At 64.6% G+C, this 17,807-nt stretch carries 15 protein-coding genes and 2 pseudogenes; 12 read left to right on the forward strand and 5 right to left on the reverse strand.

The features are described from left to right. A pseudogene (locus tag H8A95_RS34040) lies at nucleotides 1–752 on the forward strand (hypothetical protein); the annotation flags it as partial. 9 nt (nucleotides 753–761) lie between these two features. On the opposite strand, the gene H8A95_RS34045 reads toward H8A95_RS34040, so the two are convergent. Further along, entirely contained in the window at nucleotides 762–2,555 is a 1,794-nt protein-coding gene (locus H8A95_RS34045; RefSeq protein WP_229187119.1) for a potassium/proton antiporter, read from the reverse strand. Nucleotides 2,556–2,945: 390 nt separating this feature from the next. Here H8A95_RS34045 and H8A95_RS34050 point away from each other — a divergent pair, with 390 nt between their 5' ends. Beyond that, a complete protein-coding gene (locus H8A95_RS34050; protein WP_229187120.1) occupies nucleotides 2,946–4,262 on the forward strand; it encodes a mechanosensitive ion channel family protein in 1,317 nt (438 codons plus the stop codon). 168 nt (nucleotides 4,263–4,430) lie between these two features. Beyond that, nucleotides 4,431–5,255 carry a type I methionyl aminopeptidase gene (map, locus tag H8A95_RS34055; RefSeq protein WP_163154591.1) on the forward strand — a complete coding sequence of 275 codons (825 nt, stop codon included), beginning with the start codon at nucleotides 4,431–4,433 and terminating at the stop codon, nucleotides 5,253–5,255. A gap of 13 nt (nucleotides 5,256–5,268) precedes the next feature. Here the strand turns inward: map and H8A95_RS34060 are convergent, their stop codons facing one another. Next, nucleotides 5,269–5,988, reverse strand: coding sequence for a DNA-3-methyladenine glycosylase I (locus tag H8A95_RS34060; RefSeq protein ID WP_229187121.1), 720 nt, complete (start codon nucleotides 5,986–5,988; stop codon nucleotides 5,269–5,271). A gap of 124 nt (nucleotides 5,989–6,112) precedes the next feature. Between H8A95_RS34060 and radC the strand changes: the two genes are divergently transcribed. From radC to H8A95_RS34080, 4 genes and pseudogenes are all read left to right on the forward strand, one after another. Beyond that, a complete protein-coding gene (radC, locus tag H8A95_RS34065) occupies nucleotides 6,113–6,826 on the forward strand; it encodes a RadC family protein (RefSeq protein ID WP_163154587.1) in 714 nt (237 codons plus the stop codon). A gap of 15 nt (nucleotides 6,827–6,841) precedes the next feature. Continuing rightward, nucleotides 6,842–7,726 carry a hypothetical protein gene (locus H8A95_RS34070; RefSeq protein ID WP_229187122.1) on the forward strand — a complete coding sequence of 295 codons (885 nt, stop codon included), beginning with the start codon at nucleotides 6,842–6,844 and terminating at the stop codon, nucleotides 7,724–7,726. A gap of 6 nt (nucleotides 7,727–7,732) precedes the next feature. After that, nucleotides 7,733–7,867: pseudogene (locus H8A95_RS34075) on the forward strand (JAB domain-containing protein); the annotation flags it as partial. A gap of 72 nt (nucleotides 7,868–7,939) precedes the next feature. Beyond that, a complete protein-coding gene (locus H8A95_RS34080) occupies nucleotides 7,940–9,298 on the forward strand; it encodes a prenyltransferase (protein WP_229187123.1) in 1,359 nt (452 codons plus the stop codon). A gap of 6 nt (nucleotides 9,299–9,304) precedes the next feature. Here the strand turns inward: H8A95_RS34080 and H8A95_RS34085 are convergent, their stop codons facing one another. Further along, entirely contained in the window at nucleotides 9,305–10,192 is an 888-nt protein-coding gene (locus H8A95_RS34085) for a LysR family transcriptional regulator (RefSeq protein ID WP_229187124.1), read from the reverse strand. A gap of 109 nt (nucleotides 10,193–10,301) precedes the next feature. Here H8A95_RS34085 and H8A95_RS34090 point away from each other — a divergent pair, with 109 nt between their 5' ends. The 5 genes from H8A95_RS34090 (at nucleotide 10,302) to H8A95_RS34110 (ending at nucleotide 16,214) form a co-directional block, all read left to right on the forward strand. After that, the gene (locus H8A95_RS34090; RefSeq protein WP_229187125.1) at nucleotides 10,302–11,330 is read left to right on the forward strand and encodes a DUF1254 domain-containing protein; all 1,029 of its coding nucleotides are present in this window, start codon (nucleotides 10,302–10,304) and stop codon (nucleotides 11,328–11,330) included. A 116-nt stretch (nucleotides 11,331–11,446) separates the two neighbouring features. Beyond that, a complete protein-coding gene (locus tag H8A95_RS34095; RefSeq protein ID WP_229187126.1) occupies nucleotides 11,447–13,306 on the forward strand; it encodes a sigma-54-dependent Fis family transcriptional regulator in 1,860 nt (619 codons plus the stop codon). Between the two features lie 132 nt (nucleotides 13,307–13,438). Beyond that, entirely contained in the window at nucleotides 13,439–15,022 is a 1,584-nt protein-coding gene (locus H8A95_RS34100; protein ID WP_229187127.1) for a tetratricopeptide repeat protein, read from the forward strand. Then, complete coding sequence (locus tag H8A95_RS34105) at nucleotides 15,022–15,426, forward strand: hypothetical protein (RefSeq protein ID WP_229187128.1); 405 nt, start codon at nucleotides 15,022–15,024, stop codon at nucleotides 15,424–15,426. The genes H8A95_RS34100 and H8A95_RS34105 overlap by 1 nt, the downstream gene beginning before the upstream one ends. 359 nt (nucleotides 15,427–15,785) lie before the next feature. Next, entirely contained in the window at nucleotides 15,786–16,214 is a 429-nt protein-coding gene (locus tag H8A95_RS34110; protein WP_229187129.1) for a hypothetical protein, read from the forward strand. Nucleotides 16,215–16,518: 304 nt separating this feature from the next. On the opposite strand, the gene H8A95_RS34115 is transcribed toward H8A95_RS34110, so the two are convergent. After that, nucleotides 16,519–17,073 (reverse strand): flavin reductase family protein, encoded by a 555-nt coding sequence (locus tag H8A95_RS34115; RefSeq protein WP_229187130.1) that lies wholly within the window; start codon nucleotides 17,071–17,073, stop codon nucleotides 16,519–16,521. 80 nt (nucleotides 17,074–17,153) lie between these two features. Beyond that, nucleotides 17,154–17,807 (reverse strand): LLM class flavin-dependent oxidoreductase (locus H8A95_RS34120; protein ID WP_229187131.1); only part of this gene is annotated, 654 nt, incomplete at its 5' end.

Below are 17,807 nucleotides of genomic sequence, written 5' to 3' on the forward strand. Positions count from 1 at the left end.
CTCCGCCGGAAGGATCGCGGCCGCCGCCGCCCCGGCCGGAGCCAAAGCAGGTGGCCGCCCCTCCAGCCAAGCCGGCAACTCCGCCGAGCAATCCCGCCGATGCACTGGAAGCGTCCCTGCTCGCTACGGTCGAGGAGGCTTCCGCGAGGATCGCCGCCGAACGCGCCGGTCTCTTCAAGACTGCCAGGGAGCCCAACAAGGAGCCTGGCAAAGCCATCGACAGCCGTCCGTCGGCGGCAAATCAGCGGGAACCGCTGTTCGGTCGCGCACCCCGGGACGCGAAGCCCGCCGAGCCGCCGCCGGTGCCGGCCGTACCGCCGCCGATACCGGCCGCACCGCCGCCGATGCCGCCTGAAACTCCCGCTGACCTCGAAGCATCGCTGATCGCCGCCGTCGGCGAGGCCGCCGCCAGACGGGCGGACGTAGCCAAGCCTCCGCCGATGCCGGAGCCAACGCCGCCACCGGCAAAGCCCGAGCCCGAGATCCGCGCCGTCGCGCCCACCCTGCCGAAGCCAGTTTCGCCGCCACCGACGCCGCCTGCCACGGCGCCCCTTGCGAAGGCCCCGCCTGCGAAGACAGCGGCCGATAATCTCGACGAGACGCTGCTCGCGGCGCTGGCCGAGATTTCCGGCCAGAAGATCAAGGACGAGCCCAAGCCCGACGCTGCGTCCAAGGGCCCGCCCGCCGACGACCGCCTGTCCGACATGATCAAGAAGTTCGCCCCGGATTCGACCTTCCTGCGCAAGCAGTGACGCCGCGGCTCAGACGCCGGCGACCGACGCCCAGATATCGGAGAGCTTGCGCCGGACGGTCTGCATCCGCGTCTGCGGCGCGACCTTGTCCTCTTCCTCCGGCAGGCGCAGGCCGACGACATTGACGCGGCCGCCGCTGATGCTGCGCGCGACCAGCACGATTTCATCGAGCGCGAGCTCTGCGCCTTCCTTCGGCGCACGGTCGAGATTGATGTCGAAATAGTCCGCGAGCGTCAGCTTGGCCTTGTCCTCGTCAACCTTGACGCCGTAGATCTCGGCGAGTTCGCCCAGCGTATGCTCGGCCGAGACCATGAAGTCGCCGAGCAAATGCGGATCGGGCGCGCTCGACGGCGCCATGTCGACGAAGAAGCGATCGAGTGCCTCGGCGCGCTCGGGCGGCGCCAGCAGATAGATGTAGTCGCCGGGCGCGACCGGATCGGCCTCGACGGGCGTCAGGATCCGCTCGTCGCGGATCACCAGCGTCGGCTTCGACCAGGACGGGATCAGCCCGCGGCGGAAATACAGGCTCTTCGGCCGCACCGGGTAGCCGACCAGCTGCTGTTCGAGCTGACCGGGCAGGTCCAATTCGACGCGGCGCGGGCCGCGTTCGGCGCGCGGCAGCGCGACATGCAGCTTCCGCGCCGCCGGCGCCAACGTCCAGCCTTGCAACAGCAGCGAGATGATGACGACGACGAAGGCGACGTCGAAATAGAGATAGGCCTTCGACAGGCCGACCAGCATCGGGATCGAGGCGAGGAAGATCGCGACCGCGCCGCGCAGGCCGGTCCAGGCGATGAAGACCTTCTCCCGCCAGTTGAACTTGAACGGCGCGAGGCAGATCAGCACCGCGAGCGGCCGCGCCACCAGCATCAGCGCGAACGCCACCAGCACCGCGCCGCCGGCGCTGGAGAGCAGGCGGTGCGGCGACACCAAGAGGCCGAGCAGCACGAACATCACGATCTGCGCCAGCCAGGTCGCGGCGTCGAGGAACGTGACCACCGAATTATGCGCGCGGGTCGGCCGGTTGCCGATGATGATACCGGCGAGATAGACCGCGAGGAATCCCGAGGCATGCACGATCTGCGAGCCGCCGAAGATCACCAGCGCCGCCGTGGTGACGAACGGCGCGTGCAGGCCCTGCGGCAGCGCCACGTAGTTCAGCGCGATCACCACCAGCCGGCCGCCGATCACCCCGATGATGCCGCCGAGCACCGCCTCCTGGATGAACTCCATCGCGATGTGCGAGGCCGAGCTCTGGCCGATCGAGATGAACTCGACCAGCATCAAGGTGAGGAAGATCGCGAACGGATCGTTGGTGCCGGATTCCGCCTCCAGCGTGGCGCCGACGCGCGGGCGCAGGCGTAGGCCCTGGGTATGCACAAGGAGGAACACCGCCGCGGCATCGGTCGAGGCCACGACGGCGCCGACCAGCAGCGACTCGGTCCAGTTGAGATCGAGCACATAGCGGGCGACCGGCGCTGTGATCAGCGCGGTCAACAGCACGCCGGCGGTCGCCAGCATCATCGAGGGCGCCAGCACGGTGCGGATGCTGGCAAACCGCGTCTTCAATCCGCCGTCGAACAGGATCAGCGCCAGCGCCACCGAGCCGACCAGATAGGTGGTGCGGACATCGTCGAACTGAAGATGGCCGGGCCCGGCGTCGCCCGCCAGCATGCCGACCAGCAAGAACACCAGCAGCAAGGGGGCGCCGAACCGCAGCGCCAGCAGGCTGGACAGGATGCCGGCCATCACCAGCACCGCACCGAGCAGGATCGCTATACTGACGGAGTCGAGGGATGCCATGCGCCTTTGGAGGTCTCAAGGACTTGGGGGGTCTCAAATACTTGCAATTGCATCCTTATCGTCGCCACACTGGGACGCCAACCGATTTCTGAGATGAGCGGCAATGTGCCCGGTCCCGTGAGCCACAGTGTTGTGTCTCTGACGCGTGATCCACTCAGCGTCATTCCGGGGCTCGCGAAGCGAGAACCCGGAATCTCGATCCACAACTTCTGGATTCCGGGTTCGCGACTTCGTCGCGCCCCGGAATGACGGAATGGGCTGTCAGGGACACAAAACTAGGTGGCCCCGACACTGTGGTGTATCGATGGTCGAGTGAGCGCAGTTGTGGGATTCTCCGCGCATCTTCGAATCACATTTGCCTGACCCGCGCCTCGAGTTGAGATTTTGCCGATGGACATGAACTGGAAGGACGTCCTGGAATCGATCCAATTGGCAGCGCGCTCGGTCGGGGCCGAGGTCGCCTCGCCCTGGTTCTATCTGCAGTTCGGCATCATCCTCGCCGCCGCGGGCCTCGCCTACGCCGCCGATACCGCCATTCATGCGCGGGTCAACATGTCCACGCTGGCGAGCCGCTGGCCGCTGCCGCTCCGGCACTTTGCCCGCGTGATGGTGACGAGCGCCTCCACCGCAGTGTTCGCGGTGCTGATGGTGATCTCGCGCATCGTGATGTGGCACGCGACCTGGCCGAGCCGCAGCTATCTGATCGCGGTCTCGGCCAAGCTGGCGCTGGCCTGGCTGGTGATCCGGCTCGTGACCTCGGTGATCGACAACGCCTTCATCGTGAAAACAGTGTCGATCTCGGCCTGGGTGGTCGCAGCCCTCAGCATCATCGGCCAGCTCGATTGGGCGGCCGACATGCTGGATTCGTACGCGGTCGTGGTCGGCGGCCTGCGCCTCACCCCGCTGCTGCTGCTCAAGGCCGGCGCGCTGCTGATCGTGGCGCTGTGGCTGACCAACCTCGCCGGCAATTTCGCCGAGAGCCGCATCAACCGCGCCACCGACCTGACGCCGTCGATCCAGGTGCTGCTGGTCAAGATCATCCGCATCGGCCTGATGGTGCTGGCGATCGTGATCGCGCTCGGCGCCGTCGGCATCAACCTCTCCGCGCTTGCAGTGTTCACGGGTGCGGCCGGCGTCGGCATCGGTCTCGGCTTGCAGAAGATCGTCGCCAATTTCGTCAGCGGCCTGATCCTCCTGGTCGACAAATCGGTGAAGCCCGGCGACCTCGTCACGATCGGCGACAATTCGGGCCGCATCAGCGCGATGAAGACCCGCTACATCTCGGTTGCCGCCGGCGACGGCCGCGAGTTCCTGATCCCGAACGAGGATCTGGTGACGCAGAAGGTCACCAACTGGACCTACACCGACAAGAACACGCTGGTGAAGATCGCCTTCTCCACCAATTACGACGCCAATCCGCGGCAGGTCTGCAAGCTCGGGATCGCCACCGCAGCGGCCCATCCGCGCGCCACCAAGGGCCGGTCGCCGAACTGCATCCTGACCGAGTTCGCCGAGGCCGGGATGAAGTTCTCCCTGACCTTCTGGATCGCCGATCCCGACGGCATGGACGGCGTCAAGAGCGACGTCATGCTGTCGCTGTGGGACGCCTTCAAGAAGGACGGCATAAAGGTCCCCTATCCGGTGCGGGAACTCCGAATCCGCGGCGGCGCGCTGCCGGTCGAGAGCGTGGTCGAGGTCTCCAACTAGCCGTTTGGGTGCGATCTTTTTCGGCCCTAGACGGCCGTTATTCCGGATTGTCCGCGAAATCAGGCCGTTTGGACATTGTCCCCATGCCCAAGCTTGGCTTGCACCGGGCGCGCCAATCATTAAATTAGAGCCTGAAATCAGCCCTTTGCCCGCAGAAACATCCCGCCCATGAGCTATATCGACGCCACCGACACCTCGCTTCGCAAGACCGGCCAGATCAAGCTGCACGGCCCGAGCGGCTTTGCGGGCATGCGCAAGGCAGGCGCCCTGGTGTCGAAATGCCTCGATGCGCTCACCGACATCGTCAAGCCGGGTGTCCCGACCTCCGTCATCGACGAGTTCGTCCGCAAGTTCGCCTTCGACCACGGCGCCTATCCGGCGACGCTGATGTATCGCGGCTATCGCTACTCGACCTGCACGTCGATCAATCACGTGGTCTGCCACGGCATGCCGGGCGACCGTCCGCTGAAGGAAGGCGACATCGTCAATGTCGACGTCACCTTCATCGTCGACGGCTGGTACGGCGACTCCAGCCGCATGTATGCGATCGGCGCCATCGCGCGGAAGGCCGAGCGGCTGATCGAAGTGACGTATGAGGCGATGATGCGCGGCATCGCGGCGGTCAAGCCCGGCGCCACGACGGGCGATATCGGCCACGCCATCCAGAGCTTCGTCGAGCCGCAGGGCCTGAGCGTGGTGCGCGACTTCTGCGGCCACGGCCTCGGCCGCCTGTTCCACGACGAGCCGAACATCATCCATATCGGCCGCCCCGGCGAAGGCGCGCCGCTGAAGCCCGGCATGTTCTTCACCATCGAGCCGATGATCAACCTCGGCAAGCCGCACGTGAAGATCCTGTCCGACGGCTGGACCGCGGTGACCCGCGACCGTTCGCTGTCGGCGCAGTTCGAGCACTCGGTCGGCGTCACCGCCGACGGCGTCGAGATCTTCACGCTCTCGGAGCGCCATGGCGAGAAGCCATGGGTGCAGGTGTAATGCTCGACAAGATTCAGTAGTCGCTCCGCGTGCGCTCGACGATCTCCTCGGGCGTGTGGTTCTCGCCGATCGACATCGCACAGATCCGCGACAGATGCAGGTAGGACAGCCCGGTCTCCTCCGCCCAGGCGTTGAACTGCGCCTGCACCTTGGCAAGGTCGCGCTTCGACTTGACCTCCTCGGCAATATCGAGCCCGGCATCGCGCAGGCAGGCGACGACATCGCGCGAGGTGACGAAGCCGTCCCAGCCGAGGAAGCGCAACAGCATCTGCCCGGTGTTGCCGCCGAGCCGGCTGCCGCGCTTGGACAGCAGGTCCAGTAATCCGACCTCATCCGACGACGGCCATGCCGCGAGAAACTTGCCGAAACTGCCGTGCTCGCGCGCGATCTCCTGCACGAAGCGGCCATTGTCGCGCACCGACATAATCTTGGCGCCGTTGCGCACGATCCTGGCGTCGCTCGTGAGCTTCTCCCAGAACTCATCGGGCTTGAAGGCGAGCTTGGCAGGTTGAAAGCCGAGGAAGGCGTCCTCGAAGCCCGGCCATTTGGCGTCGATCACGCTCCAGGCAAAGCCTGCGCAGAACACGCGTCTGGTCATCTCGGCCAGCACGCGGTCGTCGCCGAGCTTTGCCAGGGCCTTTGCCCCCGCCGGGGGCCGCAGCAGTTTCTCCAGCGCCTTCGGCCCGCCCTTGCGCTTCTCGGCACGCGCGCGGATCACCTTGAACGATGTCACGCCGCCCTCCCCTTCCTGATCCCGAACTGTTGCGACCAACGGTAATTCGGCCGTCGCATCGTGGCAAATCGGGAAGTTGCGTCGCCTCTTGCAAAACCCGGCAGGCACGGCATGGTTGTGGCCGATGCCCGCCAAACCCGATGCCCACAGCGACGATGCCGACGAGACGCCGCATTATCACGGCCATCGAGAACGGCTGCGCGAGCGCTTCTACACTGCGGGGCCGGACGCGCTGACCGACTATGAGCTCCTGGAGATGGCGCTGTTCGCCGCCATCCCGCGCCGCGACACCAAGCCCTTGGCCAAGGCTCTGTTGAAGAAGTTCGGCTCCTTCGCCGAGGTCGTGCACGCGCCGGTGGCGCGGCTGCGCGAGGTCGACGGCGTCAAGGATGCCTCGATCAACCAGATCAAGCTGCTCGCCGCGGCCGCGGGGCGGATCGCCAAAGGCGAGATCAAGCGCAACATCGCGCTGTCGTCCTGGAACGACGTTATCGACTATTGCCGCACCGGCATGGCGTTCGCCGACAAGGAGCAGTTCCGACTGCTGTTCCTCGACAAGCGCAACCAGCTGATCGCCGACGAGGTGCAGCAAACCGGCACCGTCGATCACACTCCGGTCTATCCCCGCGAAGTGATCAAGCGCGCGCTGGAATTGTCCGCGACCGCGCTGATCCTGGTGCACAATCACCCCTCCGGCGACCCGACGCCGTCGCAGGCCGACATCCAGATGACGAAGGCGATCGTCGATATCGCCAAGCCACTCGGGATCGCGGTGCACGATCACATCATCGTCGGCAAGAACGGGCACACGAGCTTCAAGGGCATGAAGTTGATTTGAAGTCCGGTGTGAACAATGCTCGATCGTTTCAAGACCAACATCGCAACCGTTGCTCTCATCGTCGGCCTGACAGGCGGCGCGATCGCCGGCCAGTTCGAAGACGGCGTCGAGGCGCTGGGACGCGGCGACTACCCGACTGCCACACGGCTGCTGGGACCGCTGGCCGAAAAAGGCGACACACGTGCCCAAATTGCACTCGGTGTCGGTCCTGCCGTTAAGGGCTACACTCCGCCATCGACGTCCGTTTCGCCTTTCGGTATCTACCTTATCTTCGTTGCGATCATTCTGGCAGTTTCGGGCGCGACCTATGCCCGACTGCGGCTTCAAATTCAAAATCGTCGCATTCGTCGCGACGAGTTCCTCAGGCAGCTTCCGCCTGAGGTCCATGCCGAAATCAACCATGCCAGGCAGATCGCCGCGGAGCGCCCCTGGACGCCGATCGCCTTTAAGCTCGACTCCATTGAGATGACGGACCGAGGCGTGCGCTTCCACGCGAACGGCGAGCATCTTGGACATGCGTTCAGCTTCGGCTTGGCTCTCACGATGTCCTATGGACCGGTCGCGGTTTGCGAATGGTATCGCGACGGCGACGCGAGTGAAGGACTGATCGACATTCTTGCCTATCTCGCTGGTGTTCCACGCGGCGACAGCCACTTTGACGAGTTGGTCAAGACCAGCCTGATCATCCTGAGGGCGGCACCTCCAAATGTCCCGTTCGCTCAGGTCGCCAGCCTTCGCTGCAAGGTATTTTTCGAGTTCACCGAAGACAATCCGGAGATCTATCTCGATCTCGACTTCGCGGAGAAGACCGGGCTCATCCGGGAGAAGAACCCGATGGATCGGAAGAGACTGGTTTACGCGTTCCAGGCCAATGACCAACGAGAGAGCACCCCGCTGTAACGGGAATCGCCGCGGCGATCCGACATCCAGATGACGAAAGCCATCGTCGACATCGCCAAGCCGCTCGGGATCGCCGTGCACGATCACATCATCGTCGGCAAGAACGGGCATACCAGCTTCAAGGGCATGCGTCTGATATAGTCTCATTGCACTGAGACGCGTCACGCCACCGCCGATCCCTGCCCACACCGAGGCGCCTGCACGGAGACGATGATGTCGAACGGTCCGAGTGCGGTTCTTTCTTCCGACGAGATCGCCGCAATTGCACGTGACGCCGCGGCCGAAGGACAGGCGGGCGGCAAGCAGGCCGCATGGCAGAAGATCCAACCCTTGCGCAAAGCCCAGCGCCACCAGCCTGAGGCCGCGATGGCGTTGTTATGGATTGTCGACGAACGAAGCCTTGCGAGGGAAGAGGCGGCAAACCTTCTTTCGGAGGTCGCGGACGCCCACGACGACATCGGTACCCTCTCGGCGCTTGGCGTACGCCTCGAAGCCGTCCGCGACATCGATGATCTGAATGCGCCCCCGCCGGAACACCCCATATTTCAGACGATGGTCGAGAAGCTCGGCCACTTGGCGAGGCTTCATGACGGGAAGCCTGAGCAGGAGCAGATCTTGCGCGGGCTCGCCACGGCGGCGCGAATGATGGCACGCCAGAGCGATGCGATCGCCGAGCACAGTCTTCGGAAGCTGACCGAGATCGATCCGCAGAGGAGCGCGTACCACTACAATCTGGGGCTTTTCTACAAGACGCGGGGCAAGTTCGCAGAAGGCGTGGCGGCAAACCGGGCTGCCGCAAGCCTGTCGCAAGAGGTTGTCGACAGCATCGAATGGAATCTTGGAATCTGCGCCACGGGCGCCGGGAATGCCGAGATCGCCTTGGCGGTGTGGAAGCGCATCGGACAGAAAATCGGGCCTGGACGATTCGGCTTGCCGGAAGGCGGATATCCGGCCTGCAAGGTGAGGCTTGCCGAGCGGCCGCTTGCCGAGCGGACGGCAGACTCTGACGATCCAGGCAAGGAGGAAACGGTATGGATCGAACGACTCAGTCCGTGCCATGGCATCATCCGCAGCGTGTTGTACGGCAATCTCGGCGTCGACTATGGCGATGTCATCCTCATGGACGGTGCCCCGATCACGCATCACACATACGGTGACGAGCAGATCCCGGTCTTCCCTCATCTGGCGACGCTTCTGCGTCGGAATTACCAGTTCTTCGATTTCGCGGGCACGCAGGAGACGGCACGGCAACTGGCCGACCTGAGCGAGGAGCTGGACGGGGATGCCGTCATCTATTCGCACTCGGAGAGCTTCAAGATCATGTGCGCCAATTGCTGGCGCAACCCCGATATCGATCACGCCGACCACGAGACAATGGAGAAGCACGTCGTCACCGGCCGCATTGCCGCACCGCCCGACCTCGCGCCTGCGCGGCTTCTGGATCTGATCGACAAGGCCGTTGAAAAGCGGGGAGCTTGCCAGCTCTATGCGCCCGATCTTTGCCGAGCCGCGGGACAGCCGGCGCGCGAGCAGATCGATAGACGCCGGTTTGCTCTCCTCATCGACAATTAGCGACGCTCAGACCGTACAGGCCTGAACGATCTTCGGCAGATAACCCTGGCAGAAATCCAGATAGGTTCGCACGATGGTCGATTGGTGACGGTGCGGCGGATAAAGCAGGTTGAGCGACCATTCCGGCAACGGATGCTGCGGCAGCAACCGGACCAGACGCTTCTCGCGGATCGCCGCCGCTGCCAGAAAGGGCGGCAGCTCGGTAACCACGTCGCCGCGCAACGCGCGGGTGCACAGATGATGGTAGTCGTTGGTGGAGAGCACGGCTTTTGGCTCGAACACACCCCCGCCCAATTCCCATCGCACCTGGGTATCGATCCGCAACGCCCACACCCCGCACGGCAGGCCGTGAAGCGCATCCGGATGTTTCGGGAGACCGAAGCGCCTGATCAATCGCGGGCTGGCGACGAGAACATTGCGAAACGACAGCACGCGGCGCGCCACCATCGCCTCGTGGACGATCGCTCCGACCCGAAGGGCGACATCTATACCATCTTCGACCAGGTCGACGCGACGCTCGGTCGAATTGAGGTGAAGTTGGATATCCGGATAGCGCTGCTGGAACGCGGCCAGCAGTTCCCACCACGGCTCGAATGTCTGCGGCAGCGATAGCCGCAAACGCCCCTTCAACTGCATCTGGTCGTTGACCACGGCCTGCTCGGCCTCCAGCAGCTGCTCGATACCCTGGCTGGCGCGCTCGTAGAGCCGCGCGCCGGCGTCGGTGAGTTTCGCGCCGCGCGCCGAGCGCTCCAGCAATTGCACCTTGAGCTGCCGTTCGAGATCCCGGATGCGGCGGCTCAATGTCGGTAGCGGAACGTCGAGCCGGGCGGCTCCCGCCGAGAGGCTGCCGGCCTGCACGACCGCGACGAACATCCTGATCGCGTTGAGATCCATCCGATCAGCCTATCATATCTGGAAGGCTTGTTGCCAATCCTGGGCATTCACTTTCATATTTGGCTGACTTACCTCTCCGGCCATCAGCGACATCACCTGCGGAGAGCCCATGAAAACGAGCATCCTGGCAGCCATGACATTGGCGTTCGCGAGTTCAGCCGCATCGGCGCAAGCACCGGCGCCGCCGCCGCAACCGGTCACCGTCGAGAACTACAATCGGGCGCAGACCGACGTTTATTTCGCCGGCGTGGTCAAAGGTGGCGGCTTCGGAAAATTCCGCCATGGCCGCGAGCTTGCACCACCGTTGCAGTCGGGCATCGTCCGCCCCAACCGCGATACGCTGTACTCGTTTGCGATCTTCGATCTCGATGCCGGACCGGTGACGATCGCGCTCCCGGACGGAGCCAGGCGCTTCATGGCGATGCAGATCGTCAATGAGGAGCAATACACCACGGCTGTCTATTACGGCGCGGGCAGCCATACCCTGACGCGCCAGGCGGTCGGCACGCGCTATGCCATCGCGGTGGTCCGCTTCCTGGTCGATTTCTCCGATAGCGACGAGATTCGGCAGGTTCACGCCCTGCAGGACGCGATCACGTCGAAGCAAGAACGCCCGGGCACGTTCGAGATTCCGAACTGGGATGAGGCCGGCCTCAACAAGGTGAAGACGGCGCTGTTGCAGCTCGGCACCACCGTCTCCGACACGCGGCGCATGTTCGGCGCCGACGCGCACCAGGTCGATCCGGTGAAGCACCTGATCGGCAGCGCCTTCCTGTGGGGCGGCAATCCCGAGAAGGACGCGCTCTACCTCCCGATCACACCGGACCGCAACAACGGCAGCACCATCCACACGCTGACAGTGAAGGATGTTCCCGTCGACGGCTTCTGGTCGCTCACGGTCTACAACAGTGAAGGCTATTTGCAGCCGAATCCGGCCAACCTCTATGCGGTCAACAGCATCACCGCGAGCAAGGCCGCCGACGGCGCGGTCACCATCCAGTTCGGCGGCTGCGACGGCAAGGTCGCCAACTGCCTGCCGATCACGCCGGGGTGGAATTACACGGTGCGGATGTTTCAACCGCGCGCCGCGGTTCTCGACGGCGGCTGGCGATTTCCCGAGGCGCGGCCGGCGGATTGAGCCGCGTCCGACGTTGTGATCCCTCCCAAGGCCCCCTCCCCGCGACCGCGTCGGCCAATTGACATTCGCCGTCGCCCTGCCAGACTTCGCGGAAAATTCGGGGTGGAGACCTCTGGATGGCCAATCTTTCGGCCTCAAATCACGTCGCCCGTGTTTTGTCGGCGGCCAATCAGATGGCCGGCGTCGACACCGAGACGCGCATTGCCGCGTCCTGGCGGCGCTGCCTGATCAATCACAACCTCGATCCGGCCCGGCGCGGGCCGCCCCAGACGCTGACCGAATCCGAGGTCCGGCACATCGCCGAGCCGATGGAGGATTTGATCCAGGTCGCGATCCCGGAACTGGAAGACCTCGCCCGCGTGCTCCACGATAGCGGCTATTGCGTCAACCTCGCCGATCCCAACGCCACCATGCTGGTGAGCCGGCTGCCCGGGGGCGATTACGAACGGATGTTCCTGGAGTGGAAGATCTACACCGGCTCGAACTTCGCCGAGACCTTCGAGGGCACCAACGGGCTCGGCACCGCACTCGCCGAGCAGCGACCGATCCTCGTGCATGGCGACGAACATTTCCGCGAGCAGTGGCACATGTTCACCTGCGCGGTGTCGCCGCTGTTCGACCACGCCGGAAGGCTTGCCGGCGCCGTCAACATCTCCTCGTGCCGCAGCGATCTCGGCCGCAGCGCGCATGAGCTGGCGCTCGCCGTTACCACGGAGGCGACGCGGCGGATCGAGCATTCGTTCTTCCGCCGCCGCTACCGCGCCTCCTGGATCACGACCTTGCCCGGCGAAGGTCAGGGCATGCTCGCCTATGACAACGACCGCCGCGTGGTCGGCGCCTGCCGCAGCGCGCGCGCCGCGTTCGGCCTGACGGACGCGATGATCGACGACGGCATCGACCTGTCGCATCTGCTTCAGCTCGACGATCGCGCAACGCGCATGTCGGACGAGCCGGTCACGCTGCGCCGGGCCGACGGCACGCCATGGGGCCGCGGCCACCTCGCGCCGCCGGTGCGCGCACGATCACCGCGTCCATTGCCGACGCGTGAAAAGCCGGCGGGACAGTTCAGCGGCCTGCACCGGCTGGCGGGCCGCGATCCCGTACTGATCAAGGGCGTGAAGCGGCTGATGACGGTCGGCAATCTCGATCTGCCGATCCTGCTGCATGGCGAGACCGGCGCCGGCAAGGACGTGTTCGCGCGCGCGATCCACGCCGCGAGCAATCGCGCCGGCCGCAACTATGTCGCGCTGAATTGCGCGGCGATGCCCGAAAGCTTGATCGACGCCGAATTGTTCGGCTACGAGGCCGGCGCCTTCACCGGCGCGCGGCGCGAGGGATCGAAGGGGCTGATCGTGCAGGCCAGCGGCGGCACGCTGTTCCTCGACGAGATCGGCGATATGCCGCTGGCGTTGCAGACAAGGCTGCTCCGCGTGCTGGAAAACCGCGAGGTCTGGCCGCTCGGCGCATTGAAGCCCGTGCCGGTCGACATCCGCCTGATCAGCGCCACCCATCGCGACCTGGCGCGGATGGCCGAAGACGGCAGCTTCCGCTCCGATCTTTATTACCGGCTGCGCGGCATGGAAATTCGGCTGCCCGCCTTGCGCGAACGCGCCGACCGACGCGATGTGATCGCGCAGATCGCCGACGAGGAGGCGCCGCACTGCCGCATCTCAACTGAGGCTTGGGCGCAACTGATGGCCTATCCGTTTCCCGGCAACATGCGCCAGCTCCGCCACGTGCTGCGGCTCGCCAGCGCGACCGCCGAAGGCGGCGTCATCACCGAAGCCGATCTCGATCTGCCGCCGTTCGGCCCGCGCGACGTGGAGACCGATCATGCGGCAGCCGAGCGCGCCGCGATCGTCGACGCGCTGCGCGGCAATGGCGGCCGCGTGACGGAGACGGCGAAAGCACTCAGGCTCAGCCGCGCGACGCTGTATCGGAAGATCAAGGTGCTGAAGATCGGGCTGGACGGCTAAACGAAATATTTCGTTCGAGAGCCGTTCCGTACCCCCGACATGCGTACTCCGTAAGAATGGCTGTCGTGTTCCGGCCGTGTGGGAACGGTGATATGATCCGGCTTTCGCCTTCAACGCCACGGAGCGGGTCCCATGACACGGTTTCCCCTCGCTGTGATCGTTGGCCTGGTTGCCGCGACCATTTCGCAACCTGCGGCCTCGGATTCGACTGACCAACGACTGGGCAAAGTGCATTTTGCGACGTCCTGCAAACCGGAGGCGCAGGAGCTGTTCGATCGCGCCATGCTGTATCAGCATTCGTTCTGGTACAGCGCGTCGCGACGCACCTTCGAGGAGGTGCTCGAGGCTGACCCGCAATGCGCCATCGCCTATTGGGGGATCGCGCTCAGCTATCTCTACAACCCGCACGGGCCGCCACCGGCCGAAAACCTTCCGCTCGGCCTTGCAGCCGCGAAGAAGGGCCAGGCGCTGAATGCCGGCACGCCGCGCGAGCGGGACTACATCGATGCGATCGCGACGATGTATGTCGACTATGACAAGGTTGATCACCGCACCCGGGTGCAGCGCTTCCTCGCGGCCGAAGAGCAGGTCGCGGCGCACCATCCCGACGATGACGAGGCGCAGATCGCCTATGCGATCACGCTCAACGTCGCGGCATCCCCGAGCGACAAGACCTATGCCAACCAGCTGAAAGGCGCGGCGCTGCTCGAACCGATCTTCAAGCGTCAGCCCGAGCACCCGGGCATCGCCCACTATCTGATCCATCTCTACGACTATCCGGCGCTGGCAGAGAGGGGCCTCGACGCGGCGATGCGCTATGCCAAGATCGCCGAACGCGCACCGCATGCCCAGCACATGCCGTCGCATATCTTCACCCGCGTCGGTTACTGGAAGGAATCGATCGCCTCGAACAAGGAATCCGCTCGCATCGCCAAGGAAGACGGCGAACAGCAGGACCAGGCGCACGCGATGGACTATCTGGTCTATGCCTATCTCCAGCTTGGCCAGGACAGCAAGGCACACGCGGTGGTCGACGAGCTCGGCAAGCTCGCGTTCAAGCAGGACCGGCTCACCGGCCCTTACGCGGTGGCGGCAAGCCAGGCCCGCTATGTCTTCGAACGCAGCGACTGGAAGGGGGCTGCCGCGCTTGACGTCCATCCGACCAAATACGCCTCTGCGGACGCCATCACCTATTTCGCGCGGGCGGTCGGCGCCGCGCGCTCCGGGGATCCGGCAGCCGCCAAGGCCGATATCGCCAAGCTCGTCGAACTGCGCGACAAGCTCAGGGATGCAAAGGATGCCTACTGGTCCAACATCGTCGACATCCAGCAGCAGATCGCGAGCGCCTGGGTGCTGTACGCCGAAGGCAAATATGACGACGCGCTCGGCGCGATGAACGCCGCCGCTGAGGCCGAAGACAAGACCGAAAAGCATCCCGTCACCCCGGGACCGCTCGCGCCGGCGCGCGAGCTCTACGCGGCGATGCTGCTCGATCGCGGCAAGGCCGCCGACGCGCTTGCAGCCTACGAGGCGGTGCTGAAGAAGGAGCCGAACCGGCTGGCGACTTATCTCGGGATGATCAAGAGCGCCAAGGCAGCCGGCGATCAGGCCAAGACCCAGGAATGCGCGGTGCAGATTGCCCGGCTCACCGCGGATTCCGACGTATCGAGGCCGGAGCTGATCGAGTTGCGGCAGACAACCGGAAGCAAGCTGTGATGCCACGGACAACATGGCGCAATGGTACGACGGCGCTGCCCGGCGCCATTGCGCTCTGTCTTTGCGGCGTGCAGCCGCTCGGCGCGATGGAGATCATCGGCCAGGCCGGCGTGCTCGGCGAATGGGAACTGACCGGGCATCTCACCGAAAGCGGACCGAACGCGCGCAGGCAGTTCTCCGGGCCGCTGAAGATGAAGCATGTGGGCATCTGCGCGCAGGATGGACCGGAGGAGCGCGCCGGCGAGATCAAGCTGCAAATCACGGGTGCGGATTCGCAGGTCACGGCCGAACTGGTGCTGGACGGCGCGCCCTGCACCTACAGCGCCCGCAAGACGCACAATTACGAGGGCACGCTGTCCTGCGAGGGCCGCGCACCCGTCCCGCTTTTGGTGTGGCTCAAATAGCCGATGCCGTCAGGCATTCAGTCAGGCTGCGGGCCGCGAACGGCGTAGCCATTCGTTCAGGTCGATGCGGCCGATGCGCGCTTCGCCCAGCGGCACCAGCGAGTGCTCATCCGGGCTCCGCTTGCTGAACCTCTTCCTGGCGCGTAGACTAATATGTGCGTCCCAGCCAGCGTGCTGGGGTACCGAAAGCTTCAGCCGCTGCCGGGATATCACCGCGGGCTCTCTTTCGTGCTGCAACGCAAATGCTGGGCATGACGTATAGCCCGCTATGCACTCCTTGATTTTGATTTCAGCAAACGCAGGAGGAGTCTATGCGGAATTTTATCACCTTTTTCGTTTCCAGCGTGGCAATCGTCGTTGTGGCGTCAGCCGCCGTAGCGGGCGAGAAGGTGCTCGAGTTCAAGCTCGTCACCAAGCCGATCGACGTCAAGGTCATCGAGGCAGCAAACGTCGAGGGGCAGACGGTCGTTGCCGGCAAGTTCTTTGGTGTCGCCGTCTTCAATGATGGCCGTATCGGGGTGAAAGAGTTCGTCCATTCAGGAGACATGCTGAAGGGCTCGGGCCCCTATTACGGTTACAGCACCTACACGTTCGAGGATGGCGCGATCACGGCGCGTTACACCGGCGCGGTCAAAGACGGAAAATCAAATGGCGAATATACGATCCTTTCGGGCACGGGCGCCTATGCGAACGCGACGGGCACCGGAACGATCGAAAGCGCGCCGAACCCGTTCAAGGGGGTCAATCTCCTGAACATCAAATTGGTCGTGAGAACGCCGGGGTCATAGCAGCGCAGCGTCCGCAGGACCACAGCAAGGACAGTGACGCCTCGCATGGGCGTTGGCCCGGCCGACAGTCGCATGGCCGCACCGGGCCACGCCATCAAAGCGCGGCGTGAGGCGGACCAAGCCTGTTGGCCGGCGGAGTCCAAGTCTCTGCCCTCCCGAAAATCTGGCGATGTGACGAAGCGCAGCGCCAGCTTGATCAGCATTGCGCCTCCAACGGCGATGCTTCCCGACAGCTCTCAAGCGGATCGAGACGGGATCGGACGCCTAGGCCGTCCGCCTTGCTGATGTCGGCACACCGTACGTTTCAGGAGAACTCGTTCCAGCTGATGCGGCGCGCGTCGAGGTCGCCGAGCACGACCGGATCGTGAATGTTGCGGACGCTCTGAAAGCCGCTGCGCAGATAGATCAGCGGGTCAACCGTGGTGACAGCGCGGACATGCTGGACTTCGCCGATGAACACCGAATGGGTCTTGGTCTCGAACTCCTGGCTCAGGACGCAGTCGAACGCGGCGACGGCATCCTCCAGCACCGGGGCGCCGGTCGCGCCGGTGGTCCAGCGCCCAAACGCAAAACGATCGTCGCCGTTGATGCCCTTCTGGCCGGAGAAGGTCAGCGCCAACAGCGCGTGCTCCTCGTTCAGGAAGTTGATGACGAAGTGGCGCTCCGCGCGGATGCGCTCATGCGCGCTGGCGTTCCGGTTGACGCAGACCAGCACCGAGGGCGGATTGTCCGACAGCGAGCAGGCCGAGGTCACCGTCAGGCCAGTGCGCTGCCCCGGCTCGCGGCCGACCGTCACCAGCGCGACGGCGCCGGCGCAATGGCGCATCGCCTGCTTGAAACTCTGTGCGTCGACCGTCATGCCGCAAACCTCGTCAAAAATACTCGGTTTAACATATGCGACTGGGGGTGCGAGGCAAGCCCCGCACCCCCGCGCAGCTGTCATGCGGCCTTCTCGAACTCGGCGCCGAGATGCTTGAGCCGCGGCATCACCTCCTGCTTCAGGAGCCGCAGTGAATTATGCCAGGCCTCCGGCTTGTGCTTGTAGTCGAAGCCGAACACGCAGAGCACGCCGAAGCCGCCGACCTCCCGGTAGATCTTCTCGATCTTTTCGGTGACCGTCGCGGGCGAGCCGACGATCCAATTCCGGCGCGCGCAATATTCGACGGTGACGTCGCTGTCGGGCACGTCGGGCGTATGCTTCAGATAGTCCTTGAAGCCGAAATGGCCGAGCAGCGGCAGGAAGTACTCGCCCATCATCCGGCCCATCATGTCGCCGGTCGACAGCCTCCACGCCTCCTCATCAGTGTCCGCCACGAACACCTCGCGCACCAGCCGCCAATCCCTGCGGCTCGGCTTGCGGCCGGTCTTGGCTGCACCCGCCTCGACCGAGTCCCAGTGGCTGCCGACATAGGCCGGGTTGAGGTTGAGGCTCATCGGAATGAAGCCGCGCTCGCCGGCAAGCTTGAGCGTGTCCGAGTTCTTCGACAGGCCGGCAACGCCGATCGGCGGATGCGGGCCCTGCAACGGCTTGATGTGCGGCTTCAGGAAGTCGAACATCGTGTCCGGCTTCGACACCGTCCAGAACTTGCCTTT

This window comes from Bradyrhizobium oropedii (assembly GCF_020889685.1).
In the GTDB taxonomy this organism is placed as follows: Bacteria; Pseudomonadota; Alphaproteobacteria; order Rhizobiales; family Xanthobacteraceae; genus Bradyrhizobium; species Bradyrhizobium oropedii.